This is a genomic window from Streptomyces auratus (genome assembly GCF_050433025.1).
GTDB lineage: Bacteria > Actinomycetota > Actinomycetes > Streptomycetales > Streptomycetaceae > Streptomyces > Streptomyces sioyaensis.
In genome coordinates, this window is the sequence record NZ_JBNGCB010000001.1 from 2,591,021 (window position 1) to 2,606,755 (window position 15,735).

Annotated in this window: 15 protein-coding genes, 1 tRNA gene and 1 pseudogene; 12 read left to right on the forward strand and 5 right to left on the reverse strand. The window is 71.2% G+C overall.

What is annotated here, in order from left to right; genetic code table 11:
- Positions 1 to 23: 23 nt before the first annotated feature.
- A complete protein-coding gene (locus tag BKA18_RS11135) occupies positions 24 to 1,328 on the reverse strand; it encodes an MFS transporter (protein ID WP_366042995.1) in 1,305 nt (434 codons plus the stop codon).
- Between the two features lie 356 nt (positions 1,329 to 1,684).
- On the opposite strand from BKA18_RS11135, the gene BKA18_RS11140 reads away from it, so the two are divergent.
- A complete protein-coding gene (locus BKA18_RS11140) occupies positions 1,685 to 2,584 on the forward strand; it encodes a LysR family transcriptional regulator (RefSeq protein ID WP_366042996.1) in 900 nt (299 codons plus the stop codon).
- Positions 2,585 to 2,648: 64 nt separating this feature from the next.
- On the opposite strand, the gene BKA18_RS11145 is transcribed toward BKA18_RS11140, so the two are convergent.
- Complete coding sequence (locus BKA18_RS11145) at positions 2,649 to 4,106, reverse strand: protein kinase domain-containing protein (protein WP_366042997.1); 1,458 nt, start codon at positions 4,104 to 4,106, stop codon at positions 2,649 to 2,651.
- 225 nt (positions 4,107 to 4,331) lie between these two features.
- Here BKA18_RS11145 and BKA18_RS11150 point away from each other — a divergent pair, with 225 nt between their 5' ends.
- The 4 genes from BKA18_RS11150 (at position 4,332) to BKA18_RS11165 (ending at position 8,032) form a co-directional block, all read left to right on the forward strand.
- Positions 4,332 to 5,123 carry a bestrophin-like domain gene (locus BKA18_RS11150; RefSeq protein ID WP_366042998.1) on the forward strand — a complete coding sequence of 264 codons (792 nt, stop codon included), beginning with the start codon at positions 4,332 to 4,334 and terminating at the stop codon, positions 5,121 to 5,123.
- Positions 5,124 to 5,505: 382 nt separating this feature from the next.
- Positions 5,506 to 6,882 carry an MBL fold metallo-hydrolase gene (locus BKA18_RS11155; protein WP_366042999.1) on the forward strand — a complete coding sequence of 459 codons (1,377 nt, stop codon included), beginning with the start codon at positions 5,506 to 5,508 and terminating at the stop codon, positions 6,880 to 6,882.
- 38 nt (positions 6,883 to 6,920) lie between these two features.
- Entirely contained in the window at positions 6,921 to 7,286 is a 366-nt protein-coding gene (locus BKA18_RS11160; protein WP_366043000.1) for a rhodanese-like domain-containing protein, read from the forward strand.
- Positions 7,283 to 8,032 (forward strand): sulfite exporter TauE/SafE family protein, encoded by a 750-nt coding sequence (locus BKA18_RS11165; RefSeq protein WP_366043001.1) that lies wholly within the window; start codon positions 7,283 to 7,285, stop codon positions 8,030 to 8,032. The genes BKA18_RS11160 and BKA18_RS11165 overlap by 4 nt, the downstream gene beginning before the upstream one ends.
- 37 nt (positions 8,033 to 8,069) lie before the next feature.
- Here the strand turns inward: BKA18_RS11165 and BKA18_RS11170 are convergent, their stop codons facing one another.
- Positions 8,070 to 8,351 carry a metal-sensitive transcriptional regulator gene (locus BKA18_RS11170; protein ID WP_319345906.1) on the reverse strand — a complete coding sequence of 94 codons (282 nt, stop codon included), beginning with the start codon at positions 8,349 to 8,351 and terminating at the stop codon, positions 8,070 to 8,072.
- 77 nt (positions 8,352 to 8,428) lie between these two features.
- On the opposite strand from BKA18_RS11170, the gene BKA18_RS11175 reads away from it, so the two are divergent.
- On the forward strand, positions 8,429 to 8,998 hold the full coding sequence (locus BKA18_RS11175) for a rhodanese-like domain-containing protein (RefSeq protein ID WP_366043003.1): 570 nt from the start codon (positions 8,429 to 8,431) through the stop codon (positions 8,996 to 8,998).
- Here BKA18_RS11175 and BKA18_RS11180 read toward each other — a convergent pair.
- Both BKA18_RS11180 and BKA18_RS11185 read right to left on the reverse strand, forming a co-directional pair.
- A pseudogene (locus BKA18_RS11180) lies at positions 8,989 to 9,105 on the reverse strand (PaaI family thioesterase); the annotation flags it as partial. The gene BKA18_RS11175 and the pseudogene BKA18_RS11180 sit on opposite strands and share 10 nt — an antisense overlap.
- 222 nt (positions 9,106 to 9,327) lie before the next feature.
- Positions 9,328 to 9,399: transfer RNA gene (locus BKA18_RS11185), tRNA-Val, on the reverse strand.
- A gap of 268 nt (positions 9,400 to 9,667) precedes the next feature.
- Between BKA18_RS11185 and BKA18_RS11190 the strand changes: the two genes are divergently transcribed.
- From BKA18_RS11190 to BKA18_RS11215, 6 genes are all read left to right on the forward strand, one after another.
- Positions 9,668 to 10,927: a hypothetical protein gene (locus BKA18_RS11190; RefSeq protein WP_366043464.1), complete on the forward strand. Its 1,260-nt coding sequence runs from the start codon at positions 9,668 to 9,670 to the stop codon at positions 10,925 to 10,927.
- Between the two features lie 194 nt (positions 10,928 to 11,121).
- Positions 11,122 to 11,898 carry a DUF4383 domain-containing protein gene (locus BKA18_RS11195; RefSeq protein WP_366043005.1) on the forward strand — a complete coding sequence of 259 codons (777 nt, stop codon included), beginning with the start codon at positions 11,122 to 11,124 and terminating at the stop codon, positions 11,896 to 11,898.
- A gap of 22 nt (positions 11,899 to 11,920) precedes the next feature.
- Positions 11,921 to 12,625, forward strand: coding sequence for a FadR/GntR family transcriptional regulator (locus tag BKA18_RS11200; protein ID WP_366043006.1), 705 nt, complete (start codon positions 11,921 to 11,923; stop codon positions 12,623 to 12,625).
- A 177-nt stretch (positions 12,626 to 12,802) separates the two neighbouring features.
- Positions 12,803 to 13,948, forward strand: a complete 1,146-nt coding sequence (gene dgoD / locus BKA18_RS11205) for a galactonate dehydratase (protein WP_366043007.1) — start codon at positions 12,803 to 12,805, stop codon at positions 13,946 to 13,948.
- A 145-nt stretch (positions 13,949 to 14,093) separates the two neighbouring features.
- Positions 14,094 to 14,714, forward strand: coding sequence for a bifunctional 4-hydroxy-2-oxoglutarate aldolase/2-dehydro-3-deoxy-phosphogluconate aldolase (locus tag BKA18_RS11210; RefSeq protein ID WP_235447308.1), 621 nt, complete (start codon positions 14,094 to 14,096; stop codon positions 14,712 to 14,714).
- Entirely contained in the window at positions 14,711 to 15,733 is a 1,023-nt protein-coding gene (locus BKA18_RS11215; RefSeq protein ID WP_366043465.1) for a sugar kinase, read from the forward strand. Before BKA18_RS11210 ends, BKA18_RS11215 begins: the two co-directional genes overlap by 4 nt.
- The last annotated feature ends 2 nt before the right edge of the window (positions 15,734 to 15,735 follow it).

Here is a 15,735-nt window from a genome sequence, read left to right on the forward strand (position 1 = left end):
GCGTACGGAATACGGCCGGCGGGTCAGCGCAGGGCGAGGAGGCGCCGGGCGGCCAGCAGGGCGGCGATGCTCAGGGCGCCGGCCGCCATGATGTAGAAGCCGGGCGAGAGGTGATTGCCGGTGCTGGCGATCATCCAGGTGATGATCGCCGGGGCGAAGCCGCCGAAGGACAGCACGCCGAGGTTGTAGCTCAGCGACAGGCCGGTGCTGCGGGTGGCCGTCGGGAACGCCTCGGACATCAGGGCGGGCAGCGCACCGAAGTAGCAGGCCTTCAACAGCCCGAGCACTCCCATCACCACGCCCATGACCAGCAGCGACGGGCTGCCCGACAGCAGCAGGAACAGTGGGCAGATGAGGAGCACCATCGCGGTCCCGGCGATGAGCATGATCTTCGTGCGGCCGATCCGGTCCGAGAGATGGCCGATCAGGGGCGTCACGGTCGTCAGCATCACCCCGGAGACCGCCGCACCGATGTAGCCCGCGGAGGACGGCAGCCCCAGGACCTTCTGGGCATAGGTCGGCATATAGACGATCACATACGTCACCGCGGTGGACATCACCATGGCGCCGACCATGAGCAGCACCCGCAGCTTCTGCCGTCCGAGCACCTGCCGTATCGGTGTCGTCGTGGCTTCTCCCGCCTCGACGACCTCGGCGAATTCGGGGGTCTCCGGGAGCTGCCGGCGGATCACATACCCCACCGGACCGATCAGCAGGCCGAGGAGGAACGGAATGCGCCAGCCCCAGGAATCCAGCTGGGCAGCGGAGAGATTCATGCTGAGCACGGTGCCGAAGGTCGCGGCCAGCAGCGTCGCCAGGCCCTGCGAGGCGAACTGCCAGCTCGCCATGTAGCCGCGCCGGTCCGACGATTGCTCGGACAGGAATGCGGTCGCACTGCCGAATTCACCGCCCGCAGAGAATCCCTGCACCAGCCGGGCCAGCAGAATCATGACCGGTGCGGCAATGCCGATGGAGGCATAGGTGGGCATCACGGCGATCAGCAACGTGCCGATCATCATCAGCCGGATCGTCAGCAGCAGACCGGCCTTGCGTCCGGCGCGGTCCGCGTACGGCCCCAGAACGAGTGCGCCCAACGGCCGGACCAGATACGAGATCCCGAAGGTGCCGAAGGCGAGCATCAGGGACACCGTTGCGTCACCGGTGGGAAAGAACGCCTTGGAGATCGAAACCGCGAAGAACCCATAAGTGGTCAGGTCGTACCACTCAAGCGTGTTTCCGGCCGTGGCCGCGAGCACGGCACGCCTTGCCCGATTCCGGCTCAGGGGTTTCTCGGCAATCATCTGACCTGTCTCTCCAGCGGTCGTCATGAGTGTTACTCCCTCGAATCGAGCAGGCGAACTGTCGTGCAGGGTGGAAACGCCGATGGGTGAGTCCGAAGCAGTGGAAAATGGCCTCGGGAGCTCGTTGAGCGATGACGCTAGAGCCCACCGACCGTTCGCACAATCGCAACTTTTAGAACACCTCGTTGCTGTATGGGCAACGGCGCGTGGAACCCCGCTCGGGCCGCCGGGAGGTCCGCCCGGCGGTTGTTCCCGCCGGAGAACGCCGACACCGTCCGACACCCTGTCCTCAATGACGGCAGAGCGCTGACCGTTCATTCACCCAATCACAATTCATGGAATGAATCGTTGCCCGAAGAGCAATAGGTTTCTATGCTGACGGCATGCTGAACAGTCCGGCTCTGGAGTACTTCCTCGAGGTGGTTCGCACCGGCTCGGTCAATGAGGCATCCAGGCGACTCCTGGTAGCGGGATCGGCCATCAGCCGGCAAATCGGCAAACTTGAGCAGGAAATCGGCGTCCCGCTGTTCGAGCGCCGGCCGCGCGGAATGGTGCCCAGTGAGGCCGGTGCCCTTTTGGCGGCCTATGCGCGCCGCGCCGCCCTGGAAACCGATCAGGTACTCGCGGAGATCCGTGGCCGCGGCCGGCTGGGGGCCACCGTCCGGGTGGCGAGTTCACAGGGCGCCGCGCAGGAATTCCTGCCGCACGCCATGGCCGCATTCCGCAAGGAGAATCCGGGCACCACCTTCCATATGCCCGTGGTGAGCCCGTCATCGGCCACGCAAATGGTCCAGGACGGCTCGGTCGATCTGGCCGTCACCTTCAGCCTCGCGCCCGCTCCCGATGTCCGCGTCATCCATGCCCAACGGGCCCCGATCCAGGCCATGGTCAGATCCGACCACCCGCTCGCGCAGCGGGACGAAATCCACCTGCACGAGCTGCTCCCCTATCCGGTCGCCCTCACCGAAGAAGGCACCACGAACCGGCGTCTCTTCGACCTCTGCTGCTCGACCGAGGGAATCAGCTTCGAACCCCTGCTGGTCAGTTCAAGCTCCAGCGCCCTGTCCAACTTCGTCAAAGAGGCGAATGCCGTTTCACTGATCGGCCACATCACCGTGCACGAAAGGCTGCGCAGAGAGGGCCTGAAGGCCATCTCCATCCTCAACCCGGAAATGCATCTGCGCACCATCCAGATCCAGGCCATGGCAGGCCGTCAACTCCCGCCCGTCGTGGACGCATTCGCCGACCACCTGATCCACCGGCTCTCGGAAATCGAGGTGTAGGAACGGGGGCAGGACCACGCCCCCGCGGCACACCGGACCGTACGGACCCGCCGCCGCGCGAGCCCTACCGGACGGCCGCCGCCCGGACCGTACGGGTCATCTTCCACTCCGCCAGGAACGTCCCCAGCGGAAGCCAAGCCGCCAGCACCACCAGGATCTTCGTCCGGGCGGACAGCCTGAGCCGGAACGAAAGACGGACGGCGGCGATCACGTAAAGGATCAGCAGGAAACCGTTGATCGCAGTAACTGTGGACAGCTCCGCCAGCTCACCGGCCAGTGCCGCCACCCAGATCACCAGGGTCAGCACACCGCTGGCGTAGGCCATCGCCCGGAACCCCAGCAGCGCGGCCCGCCCGACCGGCGCTCCGCCGGCCCGCGGTACGGCGCCCTCCCGGGCGGACGGCACACCCACCGCAGTCGCGCGGGCACGGCGGCCCCACCGCCGGGACGCGGACGCCGTCGCGGCCTCGGCCGTCCCCGGCCCACCCGAGCCGCCGGCGAGCACGGTCCGTCCCCGCCCACCCGCAGGACCCGGAGCTTCCACCCGGCCCAGAGCGTCGACCGGGGCTGCGGTGTCGGCCGGGGCTGCGGCATCGACCGGCCCCGGAGCTTCCCTCCGCCCCGGAGCATCGAACATTGCTGCGGCTTCCACCAGACCCTGACCATCCACCGGACCCTGGTCCTCCACCCGCCCCGGATCGTCCACCGGCACCGCCCCCAACGCCATGCCCGCAAGGTCCGCGGCCCGGGGCCGGTCCGCCGGTTCCTTGGACAGACACGCCGCGATCAACGGCCGTACCCCCGGCGGCAGTCCGTTCAGCACCGGCTGCTCGTGCACCACGCGGAAGAGCAGCGCATGCGTCGGGCCGTCCCCGAACGGCCCCCGCCCGGTGGCGGCGAACGTCAGCACCGAACCGAGCGAGAAGATGTCCGACGGCTCCCCCACCTCCCGCCCCACGGCCTGCTCGGGGGACATGAAGGCGGGGGTGCCCAGCACCGTTCCGGTCACCGTCAGCGCCGTACCGCTGTCGTCCTCCAGGGCCTTGGAGATCCCGAAGTCGATGACCCGCGGCCCGTCGTCCAGGAGCAGCACATTCGACGGCTTCAGATCACGGTGCACCAGCCCCATGCCGTGGAACGCCTGCAGCGCTTCGGCCAGTCCCGCGGCCAGCTGCCGCAACGCCGCCTCGTCCAGCGGCCCGTGCACCGCCACCTGCTCCGCCAGCGAGGGACCCTGGACGTACTGACTGGCCACCCAGGGCGTCGGCGCGTCCGGGTCGGCGTCCACCACGGGAGCGGTCCAGAAGCCGCCCGCCTTCATGGCCAGCTCGACCTCCCGTCGGAAGCGCCTGCGAAAGCCCGGGTCCTTGGCGATCTCGGCCCGTACGAGCTTCACGGCGACCCGCCGCCCCGAACCGGACTCGCCGAGGTACACCTCCCCCATACCGCCGGCCCCGAGCCGGGCCCTCAATCGGTACGGACCGACCACCACCGGGTCTCCGGCGCTCAGTGGCTCTGGCATCGCTCGCTCCCCCAAACGTGGTACGCGCGGCGCACTCTACCCAAGGCGTCCGCGCCCTTCCGGCGGGGAGAACGGCCCCGGCACCACGGGAGTACCACCCCGGCCGGACAAACACCCCGGCCCGGACAGAACAGGCCCCGCACCAGTGCGTGTCCGCAGGCCGGTGCGTTCGTTGGCCACCGGGCCGGTGGTGGCGGGTGTGGGGTACGTCAGGAGCGTGGAGCAGTGGCCCGTTGGATCGTGATGAACCTGCCGCCCGGATGGCTGCTGGCGGGGCTCGTCGTCGTCATTGCCGGCGGGACGGCAGTCGTCCAGATGCTGGTCCGGCACCGTTTCCCTCGCCTCAGGCAGGGCAAGCACAACGAGGTCGCGCAGTACCTCTTCCCCGTTGTCGGCTTGGTCTACGGGTTCCTCATCGGGTTCATGGTCCTCGTGCTCTGGGGCCAGGTGAACTCGGCAGACCAGACGACGCGGAACGAGGGCGCCGCGGCAGTACAGCTGGCCAGGGGCCGCAATGTGTTCAGCAGCGCCGAGAGCGCACGGATTCGGCAGGGACTGCTGGAGTACGGCCGCGCGGCAGTGGCCGAGTGGCCCCGCGCCGCCGTCGGCCGTACCACGCCCGAGGCCGAGAAGGCGCTGAACCGCCTGCACCGCACATACGAGGACATCAAGCCGCGCAACGATTCCCAACGGGCTTCCCTCACCAGCTCACTCGCGTCCCTGAGGGAATTGACGGACGCACGAACGGTACGGCTGCTCCAGGCACGCACCAACACCGGCCCACCCGTGTCCTTGTGGATGGTGATCTTCCTGAACAGCGGACTGGTCCTCGGGTTCTCCGTCATCTTCGGCTCCGAGCAGACCCGGATGCACTACGGGATGGTCGGGGCGGTGAGCGCCCTCGTTGCCGCCAACCTCTTCCTCGTCACCGAACTCGCCTACCCCTACCTCGGCGAACTCTCCTCGTCGCCGGAGCCACTGAACGCGGTGGTCCAGGTCCTGTCGTCGCCCCAGTAGACCGGAGGGGGCGGTAAGGCCGGCGACCATGCCGCTACCGAGGCCACATCGCTCGCGGACGCCGCCGACTCCGGGCATGGGCTGACGCCCGGAGCAGCGCACGATCGCGGTCCACCGTTCGAGCTCGGCCTTGAGCGTGGCTTTCACGTCGATCCCGGTGAGGATGCCGAAGCCCTGATCGACGAGGGTCTTGCGTACGGCGTGACGGCGGTGTCGAAGTCGGCGTCCAGGCGGACGGTGCGGTCGTAGGACACGGACACCCCCGGATAGTGCATGCCTTGAGCGGGGCGCTTTCCGCCCATGGAATACCCCCCTGGGTATAGCTGTTAGGGTGAGTGTCAGATACCCCCCGGGGTACACCATGCGAGAGGAGTCGTGAACCGTGTTCTTTGTCGACACCCTGGAATTCGAGGGCCTGGGCAACCGCAGCTACCTGGTCGGCGGACCCCATGCCGCGGTGGTCATCGACCCGCCGCGCGACATCGACCAGGTCATCGCCGCAGCGGCCCGCCGCGGGGTGCGCATCGCTTTCGTGGCCGAGACTCATGTGCACAACGACTACGTCACCGGCGGCCTGGAGCTGGCCCGCGTCACCGGCGCCCAGTACCTGGTGCCGGCCGGGGCGCACGTATCGTTCGCCCGCACCCCCGTCGCCGACGGCGACACCGTGACGGTGGACGAGGGCCTGGTGCTGCGCGCGATCGCCACTCCCGGGCACACCCCGCACCACACCGCTTACGCCCTTACCGAGGACGGGCGCGGTGTGGCGGCGTTCACCGGCGGGTCGCTGCTGATCGGCACCGTGGGCCGCCCGGACCTGGTCGAGCCGCGGCTGACCGAGCAGCTGGCCCGCGCCCAGCACGCCTCCGCCCACCGGCTGGCCGACGAGCTGGACGACGAGGTGCCGGTGCTGCCCACCCATGGATTCGGCAGCTTCTGCTCCTCATCCCAGGCCGAGGGGGATGCGACCACGATCGGCAAGGAGCGCAAGACCAACGACGCGCTGACCCTGGACGTGGACACATTTGTCGCCCAGATGCTCGCCGGGCTGGACGACGTGCCCGCCTACTACGCGCACATGGGCCCGGCCAACGCCGCGGGCCCCGCACCCGTCGATCTCACCCCGCCCGACCGTGCGGATGCCGAGGAGATCGCCACCCGGCTGGCCGCGGGTGAGTGGGTGGTGGACCTGCGCAGCCGCATGGCCTTCGCCGACGGTCACGTGGCCGGATCGTTCAACTTCGAGGGCGAGGGCAAGCTCGCCACCTACCTGGCCTGGCTGATCCCGTGGGGCAAGCCCGTCACCCTGCTCGCCGACACCCCGGAGCAGATCACCGACGCGCAGCGGGAACTCGTGCGCGTGGGCATCGACCGCCCAGCCGCCGCAGCCACCGGCGACCCGGCCCGCTGGGTCCGTGAGGGCGAACAGCTCGCCTCCTTCCCTCGCGCCCGCTTCGCCGACCTCGCCGATGTCCGTAAGCGCGGCGACGACGTGGTCGTCCTGGACGTGCGCCGGGACTCGGAGCGCGCGGGCGGCTACATCGACGGCTCGGTGTACATCCCGATCCACGAGCTGCACGGCCGCATCGGCGAAGTGCCGCCCGGGACGGTATGGGTGCACTGCGCCGGCGGGATGCGCGCGGCGATAGCTGCCTCCCTGCTCGATGCTGCCGGCCGCGACGTGGTCGCCGTCGACGACGGCTTCGACGCCGCCACCAAGGCGGGACTGCCCCTCACCCGCCCCGACGACACCAACTGACGCGCCCTTCCACGCCACCGCACGAAAGTGATCCAACGATGTTCTCGATTCTTCGCCGCGGCCCCGGCCGCCTCACCCCCCGGCAGGCCCATCAGCAGACCAGCGACGGCAAGGCCGTTCTGCTGGATGTCCGCGAAATGCCGGAGTGGAAGGCCGGTCACGCGCCCATCGCGCTGCACCTGCCGCTTTCCCGCCTGATGGCCGGGGCGTCGCTCCCGGCAGCCGCACAGGGCAAGCCGGTGGTCACGATCTGCCGCTCCGGTCACCGCTCCCAGCAGGCAGCCAGGCTGCTGGCCGGACGCGGCGTCGAGGCTACCGACGTCACCGGCGGCATGACCGCATGGGCGCGTGCGGACCTACCGGTCACCGGTGGTCGGGGCGACAGCGGCGGTGTCATAGCGTGAGTGCGCTGATCCTGGCCCTGATCGCCGGGGCCGTGGTCGGACTCGCGCTCGGCGCGCTCGGCGGGGGCGGCAGCGTCCTGGCGGTGCCCGCACTGGTCTACCTGCTCGGCTTCACCCCGGCCGCCGCCACCACCGCCAGCCTGATCATCGTCACCGCCACCTCGCTCACCGCCCTGTACGCCCACGCCCGCACCGGCAATGTCCGCTGGAAAGCCGGCGCACTCTTCGCCGCGGCCGGACTCCTGCCCGCCGCGGCAGCCGGAGCCGCCGCATCCCGCCTGCCCCAGCCCGTGCTGACCGCGGCGTTCGCCGCCATCGCCGCACTCGCCGCCGTCAAAATGCTCCGCCCCCGCGCCGCCACCGGCCCGGCGGCCAGCGGGGCAAGGCCCGCCAAAGCCGCCGGCACCGGCGCGGGACTGGGTGCGCTGACCGGTCTGCTCGGGGTCGGTGGAGGCTTCCTCGCCGTCCCTGCCCTGGTCGCCGTGCTGGCGTTCGAGATGCAGGCCGCCGTTGGCACCAGCCTGCTGGTCATAGCGGCGAACTCGCTGGCTTCCCTGGCCACCCGTGGCGCCACCACCGTCGGCATCGACTGGGCGGTGATCGGCCCCTTCGCCGGGGCGGCGATCCTGGGCGCCTGGGACGGCAAACGTCTGGCTGCCAAGGTCACCGGCACGCTCCTGCAGCGCACCTTCGCCGTCGTGCTCCTGGCTGTCGCCGTCTTCATGCTGATCGACGCCCTCACCTGACGAGTCGGGCGGCGATCCGGTGCCGCAGCACCACGGGTCAGGCCAGGGAAAGAAACAGCTTCTCCAGCCGGGTACGCATCTGCTCCCGGTCACCGGAAGCGGCCATGTCCGTATCTGTCAGGCAGTGCTGCAGGCCGGTGGCGATGATCGCAAAGCCTGCCTTGTCCAAAGCCCGGGACGCCGCCGCGAGCTGCGTGACCACGTCCTCGCAGTCCCGCCCCTCCTCGATCATCTTGATCACACCGGCGATCTGGCCCTGCGCCCGGCGCAGCCGGTTGACCACCGTCTTCAGTTCCTCAGCCGCCATCGCCAACTCCACAACCCACACTCCTTCGAGATACCCCTACGGGTATCTTACAGAAGGGGTAACCCCCATTGAGTAAAGGAAAATCCCCCGTGGCACCCACCACCGCCCTCACCGCCGACCAGGCCAACGCCCGCCTTCACGAGCTGACTGTCATCGACGTGCGCACCCCTGGCGAATACGCCTCCGGCCACCTGCCCGGCGCCCACAACATCCCCCTCGACCACCTCAGTACCGCCCTGCCCGCCCTGAAGACCGCTGCCGGCCGCGGCACCCTCCTCGTCGTGTGCGCCTCAGGCGCCCGCTCCGCGACCGCCTGCCGGCACCTGGCCGATCACGGCATCACCGCAGCCACCCTCACGGGCGGCACCACCGCCTGGACGCAGCTCGGCCACGACACCCACCGCCCCGCCGGCACCCGCACCCCCTGGGCCATGGACCGCCAGGTCCGCCTCGCCGCCGGATCCCTCGTCCTGACCGGCTTGATCGCCGGACAACTCTGGAGTGCGGCCCGCTGGCTCTCCGCGGGCGTTGCCGTCGGCCTGACCTTCTCCGCCCTCACCAACACCTGCAGCATGGCCAAGATCCTCGCCAAACTCCCCCACAATCAGCCCAAGACAGCCGACCTGGACGCCACCCTCGCGGCCCTGACCAGCGTGTAGGCGGCGTAGCCGCCGGCGCTGTCCGCGACGGCGCTGGTGGCGCCGGCGTGGAAGTAGCCGTGCTGCTGGGTGACTTCGGGCCTGCCGGGGAGCTCGATGTGCACGCGGAGGCCCGGTTCACGGCCCGGGCTGCCGAGGGCCGGGTCGTCAGCACGGGTGCGTGCCGGCACGTGGACGACGGCGCAGGCTGTCATGTGGAACGTGCCGAGCAGACCGGTCGGCGCGGCCACGGGCCAGCCGCCCGCGGGGTCGATGAACTGGGGGTACCGCCAGACAGAGAGCCCTCCGCGCAATCGCTGCGGAGGGCCCTCTGACCTGCTATTTCTCTGTGGGCACAGACGGATTTGAACCGCCGACATCTGCTTTGTAAGAGCAGCGCTCTACCGCTGAGCTATGCGCCCCGGCCGAGCCGACAGACTACCTTGCCTTCTGGGCCGGACTGCAAACCAGTGTGCGGCGGACGAACTTACCGGTCGGGGTGTTCGTTTCCGGTGAGTGGGACAATGACATTCGGCCTGGGGCGATGCGATCGATCGGGAGAGGGAAGTGACGGCGAGAGAAACGCAGCCGCATGAGCAGCGAGAACGCCGTCGCGCCCGTGGGGGGCCGGTCCGGGATGTGGTGGCGCTCGCGCTGTTGCCGGTGCCGTTGCTGGCCGCGCTGGCGCCGATGGCGTTCGCGGGCGGGGGGACCCGTCGCTGGTTCGGGCGCGGGGAGGGCCAGCGGGCCGATGCGCAGGCCGCGAAGGATGCCGCGGCGGAGGCGTTCTACGAGCTGGACACCGCGCAGCGGGATCTGCGGATCTCCATAGAGACGATCACCGCCGTGGACAGTTCGCCGGCCGCGCGGAAGATCGCGGACGATTACGCGGGCTTCGGCCGGCGGATCGACGAGGTGAGCCAGGGATACATCACCGCGGTCGACTCGCACGATCTGGACCGTGACGATCTGGACGGCGCCGCCGTGGCGCGGGCGCGGGCCGATCTGACGCGGGCCAAGGAGGAGCTGAACCGCGTCAAGGGCGAGCTCGACCGGTTCGCGCAGGGGCTCGGGCCGCTGCTGCAGACCGCCGAGACGCAGCTGGCGCGGCTGGCCCCGGCCGTGGAGCGGGCCCGGCAGGCGCTGCTCGCGGCGAGCAATGGGCTGGATGCGGTGCGTGCCCAGGGGCTGCGGGCGGACGATCTTGCGGGCCGGCTGGCGGCGCTCGGGCCGGAGCTGACCAAGCTCAATCAGGGCGCCGGGCAGCACGGCGTCCAGGAGACGATCCGGCGGGCCGACGACGTGCTGCGCAAGGCCGAGGCCGTACGGGCCGAGGCCGAGCGGCTGCCGGGCAAGGCCGCGGAGATCGACAAGCGGCTGGTGTCGTTGCGGACCCGGGCGCAGGCGATCACCACGCGTGCGGGGAAGGTCGACCCGGTCCTTAGCGAGCTGCGGCGGCGGTACAGCGCGGCGTGCTGGCAGGACCTCCAGCAAGTGCCGGAGCAGGCCGCGCAGTCCGTCCGGCAGGCCGAGACCAAGCTGCGGGAGGCGCAGCAGGCGCGTGACGAGCAGCGCTGGGCGGATGCCACGAGCCTGCTGGCGACCGTACGGGCGCTGCTGGACACCGTCGACGAGGCGGTGTCGGCGGCCGGTGACCGGCTGCAGCGGCTCGATGCGGTGTCGTTCGACCGGCAGAAGGAGATCGACCGGACGCGCTTCGCGCTCCGCGACGCGCAGCGGCTGGCGATGGCCGGGCGCAGCACCCCCGACCCGCGGCACGCCGGCCCCCTGGACGACGCGGTGGCGCGGCTGGAGCGCGCGGTCGCGGGCCTGGAGGGGCGGCATCCGGACTGGTGGCACTTCCTGACCGAGACCGACGCCGTCCGGCAGACGGCGGCCCGGGTGGTGCAGGAGATCAGGGACGCCAGGGGTGGGGCCGGGGCCGGCTGACACGGCCCGGGGCGTCGCGGGGCGGGGCCGGGGCGCGGCCCGGGCTCCGGTGGCGCTGAGGGCGGCCTCCGGCGGCTTTCCCCCGGCGGGTGACCGGTCCGCGCCGCCCGGGCGCGATGGCGTGATGTGCGGCGTGGGCGGATCCTGGAGAGAGGTACGGCTCAGACGGCACCTCTGCGCGAAGGAGGCCGGACATGGCTACTGGGGTTACCGGCCGGCCCCTCCACGGGCCCGCGAATCCGCTCCACCGGGTGAAGGCGCGGCACACCCGCCTCGATGAGCATCTGCCCGTGGACCATCGGCTCAGCAAGGTCTACCGCGTCGGCGCGGGGCTGATGGGCCTGGTGCTGATCGCCTTCGGCATCCTCGGACTCACCCACCACATCGGCTACTTCGACACCGGCGGCGACACCGTGGCCGGGCTGAACACCAACGGCACCCTGAGCGTGCTCTCGATCGTCGTCGGCGCGATCCTCTTCCTCGGCATGGTGATCGGCGGGAACTTCGCCTCGACCCTCAACATCGTGTTCGGCGGGCTGTTCCTGCTGAGCGGATTCGTGAACCTGGCGCTGCTGCAGACCGATGCGAACTTCCTCGCCTTCCGGCTCCAGAACGTCCTCTTCAGCTTCCTGGTGGGGCTGATGCTGCTGGTCTTCGGGATGTACGGACGGGTCAGCGGCGGCCTCCCGCACGACAATCCGTATTGGCGGGCCCGGCACCCGGAGGAAGCGGAACGGTTCGACCGCGGACAGCTGGTGCCCGTCTCCGGTATGACGGCCGCGCGGCAGGCGGCGCGGGTCAGGATGCAGGGCGCCTCCCATGCGGGGCGCGGTTCGTTCGGCGCCGGCACCAGCGGGAGCAGGCGGCGCAGCCGTCCGTCCGTGCTCGGCAGTGGCCAGGACACCGGCACCGGCGCGGACTCGGGCACGGGACCCGGCACCGGCACCGGCACCGGCCGCAAGAAGTCCTGAGCCGGGACAGGAAAGCAGCACGATGAGCCGTCACGGGCACGCCACGCCCGTCACCGGGCACGGGGTGCACGGCGTGGCGGTCGAAGCGCTCGCCACGCGGATACTCAAGGGCACCTACGGGGAGGGCGACAGCCTGGTCCTGCCGGAGGTGATGGCGGAACTGGAGGTGAGCCAGACCGCCCTGCTTGAGGCGATCAAGGTGCTGACCACCAAAGGGATCCTCGGCACCGATACGAAACGCGGCACGTTCGTGCGTCCCAGAGAGGACTGGAATCTCCTGGACGCGGACGTGCTGCGGTGGAAGCTCGCGGCCGGGGTCTCCTCCGATTTCTTCGCCGATGTGCTCGAACTGCGCCGTTCCATCGAGCCCGCGGCGGCCGCGCTCGCCGCGGAGCGCCGTACCGAAGACGATCTGGCGGCACTGGACGCCGCGCTGAGCGCAATGGCCGCGAGCGCGGGCGACCCGGTGATGCTCGTACGCGCCGACGCGTCCTTCCACACGGCCATGCTGATCGCGTCGAACAACCGCTTCTATGCGCAGATGCACCGGGTGATCGTGCCGGTCCTCGTCCAGCGCGACCGGGAGGTGCTCGCCGCGGCCGGGGCGCTCGCGCCGCCGCATGCGGCCCATGCCGCGGTCGTCAAGGCCGTACGGGACAGGGACATCGACGGCGCCTATATGGCGATGCTCGAACTGCTCGATCTGTCCGCGCGGGAGCATCCGTAGCGCGGCGGGGAATTGCCGGGCGGCAGCCGTTACGGCGGGGACGCCGGTGGGCAGGACACCGCGAGGCACCGCGCAGGAGCGGCAGACGCCGCACGAACCCGGCGCCGTCCGCAGCACGGGCCCCGCGCGGGAGGCCGCACGCCAGGTGCCGCACGCCGAAAGGACGGGCCGGTCCGCATGAAGATCAGCCGCATCGAGACCTTCCTCGCCCCGCCGCGCTGGATGTTCGTACGGGTGGAGACCGATGAGGGCGTCGTCGGCTGGGGTGAGCCGGTGGTCGAGGGGCGGGCCGAGCCGGTCCGGGCGGCCGTGGAGGTGCTGGCCGAATATCTCCTGGGCCAGGATCCGGCACGTATCGAGGACCACTGGCAGGTCATGACCAAGGGCGGCTTCTACCGGGGCGGGCCCGTCCTCTCGTCCGCCGTCGCCGGCCTGGACCAGGCGCTGTGGGACATCAAGGGGAAGCGGCACGGGGTCCCCGTGCACCAACTGCTGGGCGGGCCGGTCCGCGAGAAGATCCGCGCCTACGCCTGGGTCGGCGGCGATGAGCCGCATGCCCTGCGCGACGCGGTCACCGCACAGATCGAGGCCGGTTTCACCGCCGTCAAGATGAACGGCTGCGGCCGGATGGCGCCGGTGGCGACCCGCGCCGAGATACGGGCATGCCTGCGGCGCGCCGAGACCGCCCGCGAAGTCCTCGGCGACGAACGGGACTTCGGCCTCGACTTCCACGGGCGGGTCTCGCCCGCCAACGCCCGCCGGCTGCTCCCGCTGCTGGCCGACTACGCGCCGATGTTCGTCGAGGAGCCCGTGCTCTGCGAGCATCTGCATGCCCTCCCCGACCTCGTCATTGCCTCCGGCATCCCGCTGGCACTCGGTGAACGCCTCTTCACCCGAGCGGAGTTCCTGGCTCCGCTTCAGGCCGGCGTGGCGATCGTCCAGCCCGATGTCTCGCATGCGGGCGGCATCTCCGAGCTGCGCCGGATCGCCGCACTCGCGGAGGTCTACGGGGCGCAGCTCGCCCCGCACTGCCCGCTGGGTCCGGTCGCCCTGGCCGCCAGCCTCCAAGTCGCCTTCACCACCCCGAACTTCCTCATCCAGGAGCAATCCGTCGGGATCCACTACCACCGGGGCACCGAGCTGCTGGACTATGTCGTGGATCCGGAGCCGTTCCGCTTCCACGGCGGGTCGCTGCTGCGGACCGACCGACCCGGGCTCGGGGTGGAGGTGGACGAGGCCGCCGTACGGGCGGCGGATGCGCGAGGGCACGCCTGGCGGAATCCGGTGTGGCGCCATGAGGACGGCGCGTTCGCCGAATGGTGACGGGCGGGCCGAAGAGGGACGGGGGGGTGGTGACTGGCCCCGCCGCCCTGCCCGACGGGAAATAATCGAAGGTGTCACCCGCGCGCCTGCGCGACGCGTCGCGCAGCACACCCGCGACGGGGTGCAGGAGAAAGCAGGAAACGCTATGGACCTCAGCACGGCGCTCCGGACCGAGCGGCTGGTAGCCGTCATCCGGGGCAGGGATGCGGAAGCGTCCTTCCGCACGGTCATGGCGCTTGCGGAGGCAGGCGTTCTGCTGGTCGAGATCTCGCTCAGCGGGCAGGACGCCCTCACCGTCATCCGACGGGCGCGCGCCGAGCTCGGCGACGCGGCCTGGCTCGGCGCCGGCACCGTCCAGACCGCAGCCGACGCCCGGCGGGCCGCCGAGGCCGGCGCGAACCTCATCGTCACGCCCGGTCTCGGGGCCGGCCTGGAGGAGTCCGTACGCCAGGGGCTGCCGACCCTCGCCGGGGTGCTGACGCCGTCCGAGGTGATCGCGGCCGAGGCGCTGGGCGTCTCCGCGCTGAAGCTGTTCCCGGCGTCGGTGGGCGGTCCGGCCTATCTGGCGGCGCTCCGCGGGCCCTTCCCCGAGCCGGCCTTCGTGCCGGTCGGCGGGGTGGATCTGACCACCGCGCAGGAGTATTTCGACGCGGGGGCGGTGGCGGTGGGCGTCGGTTCACCGCTGATCGGGGACGCGGCGGACGGAGGCGATCTGGACGAGCTGCGCAAGCGGACGGCGGAGTTCCAGGCGGCGTGCGCACAATGACGGGGCGGCCGACGCCCGAGGCCGGCGCCGTCCGGCCGCGGCTTCCCGGGCAACCGGGCCGCCCGGACGTCTTCACCTTCGGCGAGACCATGGTCGCCCTGCGCGGCAGCGGCCCGCTGAAGCTCGGCGGCACGCTCCAGGTCTCCGTCGCCGGAGCGGAGAGCAATGTCGCCATCGGCCTGGCCCGGCTCGGGCACGACGTCCGCTGGGCGGGCGCGGTCGGCGCGGACGAGGCCGGGCAGCTGGTGCTGCGTACGCTGCGCGCCGAGGGCGTCGACGTCTCCGGGGCCGCGACCGATCCCGAGGCCCCCACCGGGCTGCTGTGGAGCGAACCGCGGCTGCCCGACGTCACGCGGGTGCACTACTACCGCGCGGGATCGGCCGGCTCCCGGCTCCCGGCGGACCTCATCCGGGGCGCCTTCTCCGCCGCCCCGCCGCGCATCCTGCATCTGACGGGCATCACCCCGTCCCTGAGCCCCACGGCCCGGAGGGCGGCCGGTCAGATCCTCCCCCTCGCCCGGGAATGCGGCTCGCTGGTCTGCCTCGATGTCAACTTCCGCGCCCGGCTGTGGACCGCCGCGGAAGCCGCCGCGGTCCTGCGCACCTGGGTCCCGTGCGTGGATGTCCTGATCGCCTCCGAGGACGAGCTGCCGCTGTGCCTGCCCGAAGGTGCGGGCGCGCGGCCGCCCCTCGCCGCGCAGGCCGGACTCCTGCTGGACCTGGGCGTCGGCGAGGTCGTGGTCAAGCTCGGCGCGGCGGGGGCGACGGCCTTCACCCGCGGCGGCCCGCTGCACCGGCCCGCCCCCTCGGTACGGGCCGTGGACGCCGTGGGCGCCGGCGACGCCTTCGTGGCGGGCTATCTGTCGGCGCTGCTGGACGGCGAGGAGCCGGCCGGGCGGCTGGCGCGGGGCGTCACCACCGGCGCGTTCGCGGTCGCCTCCGCCGGCGACTGGGAAGGCGCGCCGACCCGCGCGGAGCTGGGCATGCTGGACGCGCCGCCCGGCACCGTCGTGCGCTGAGC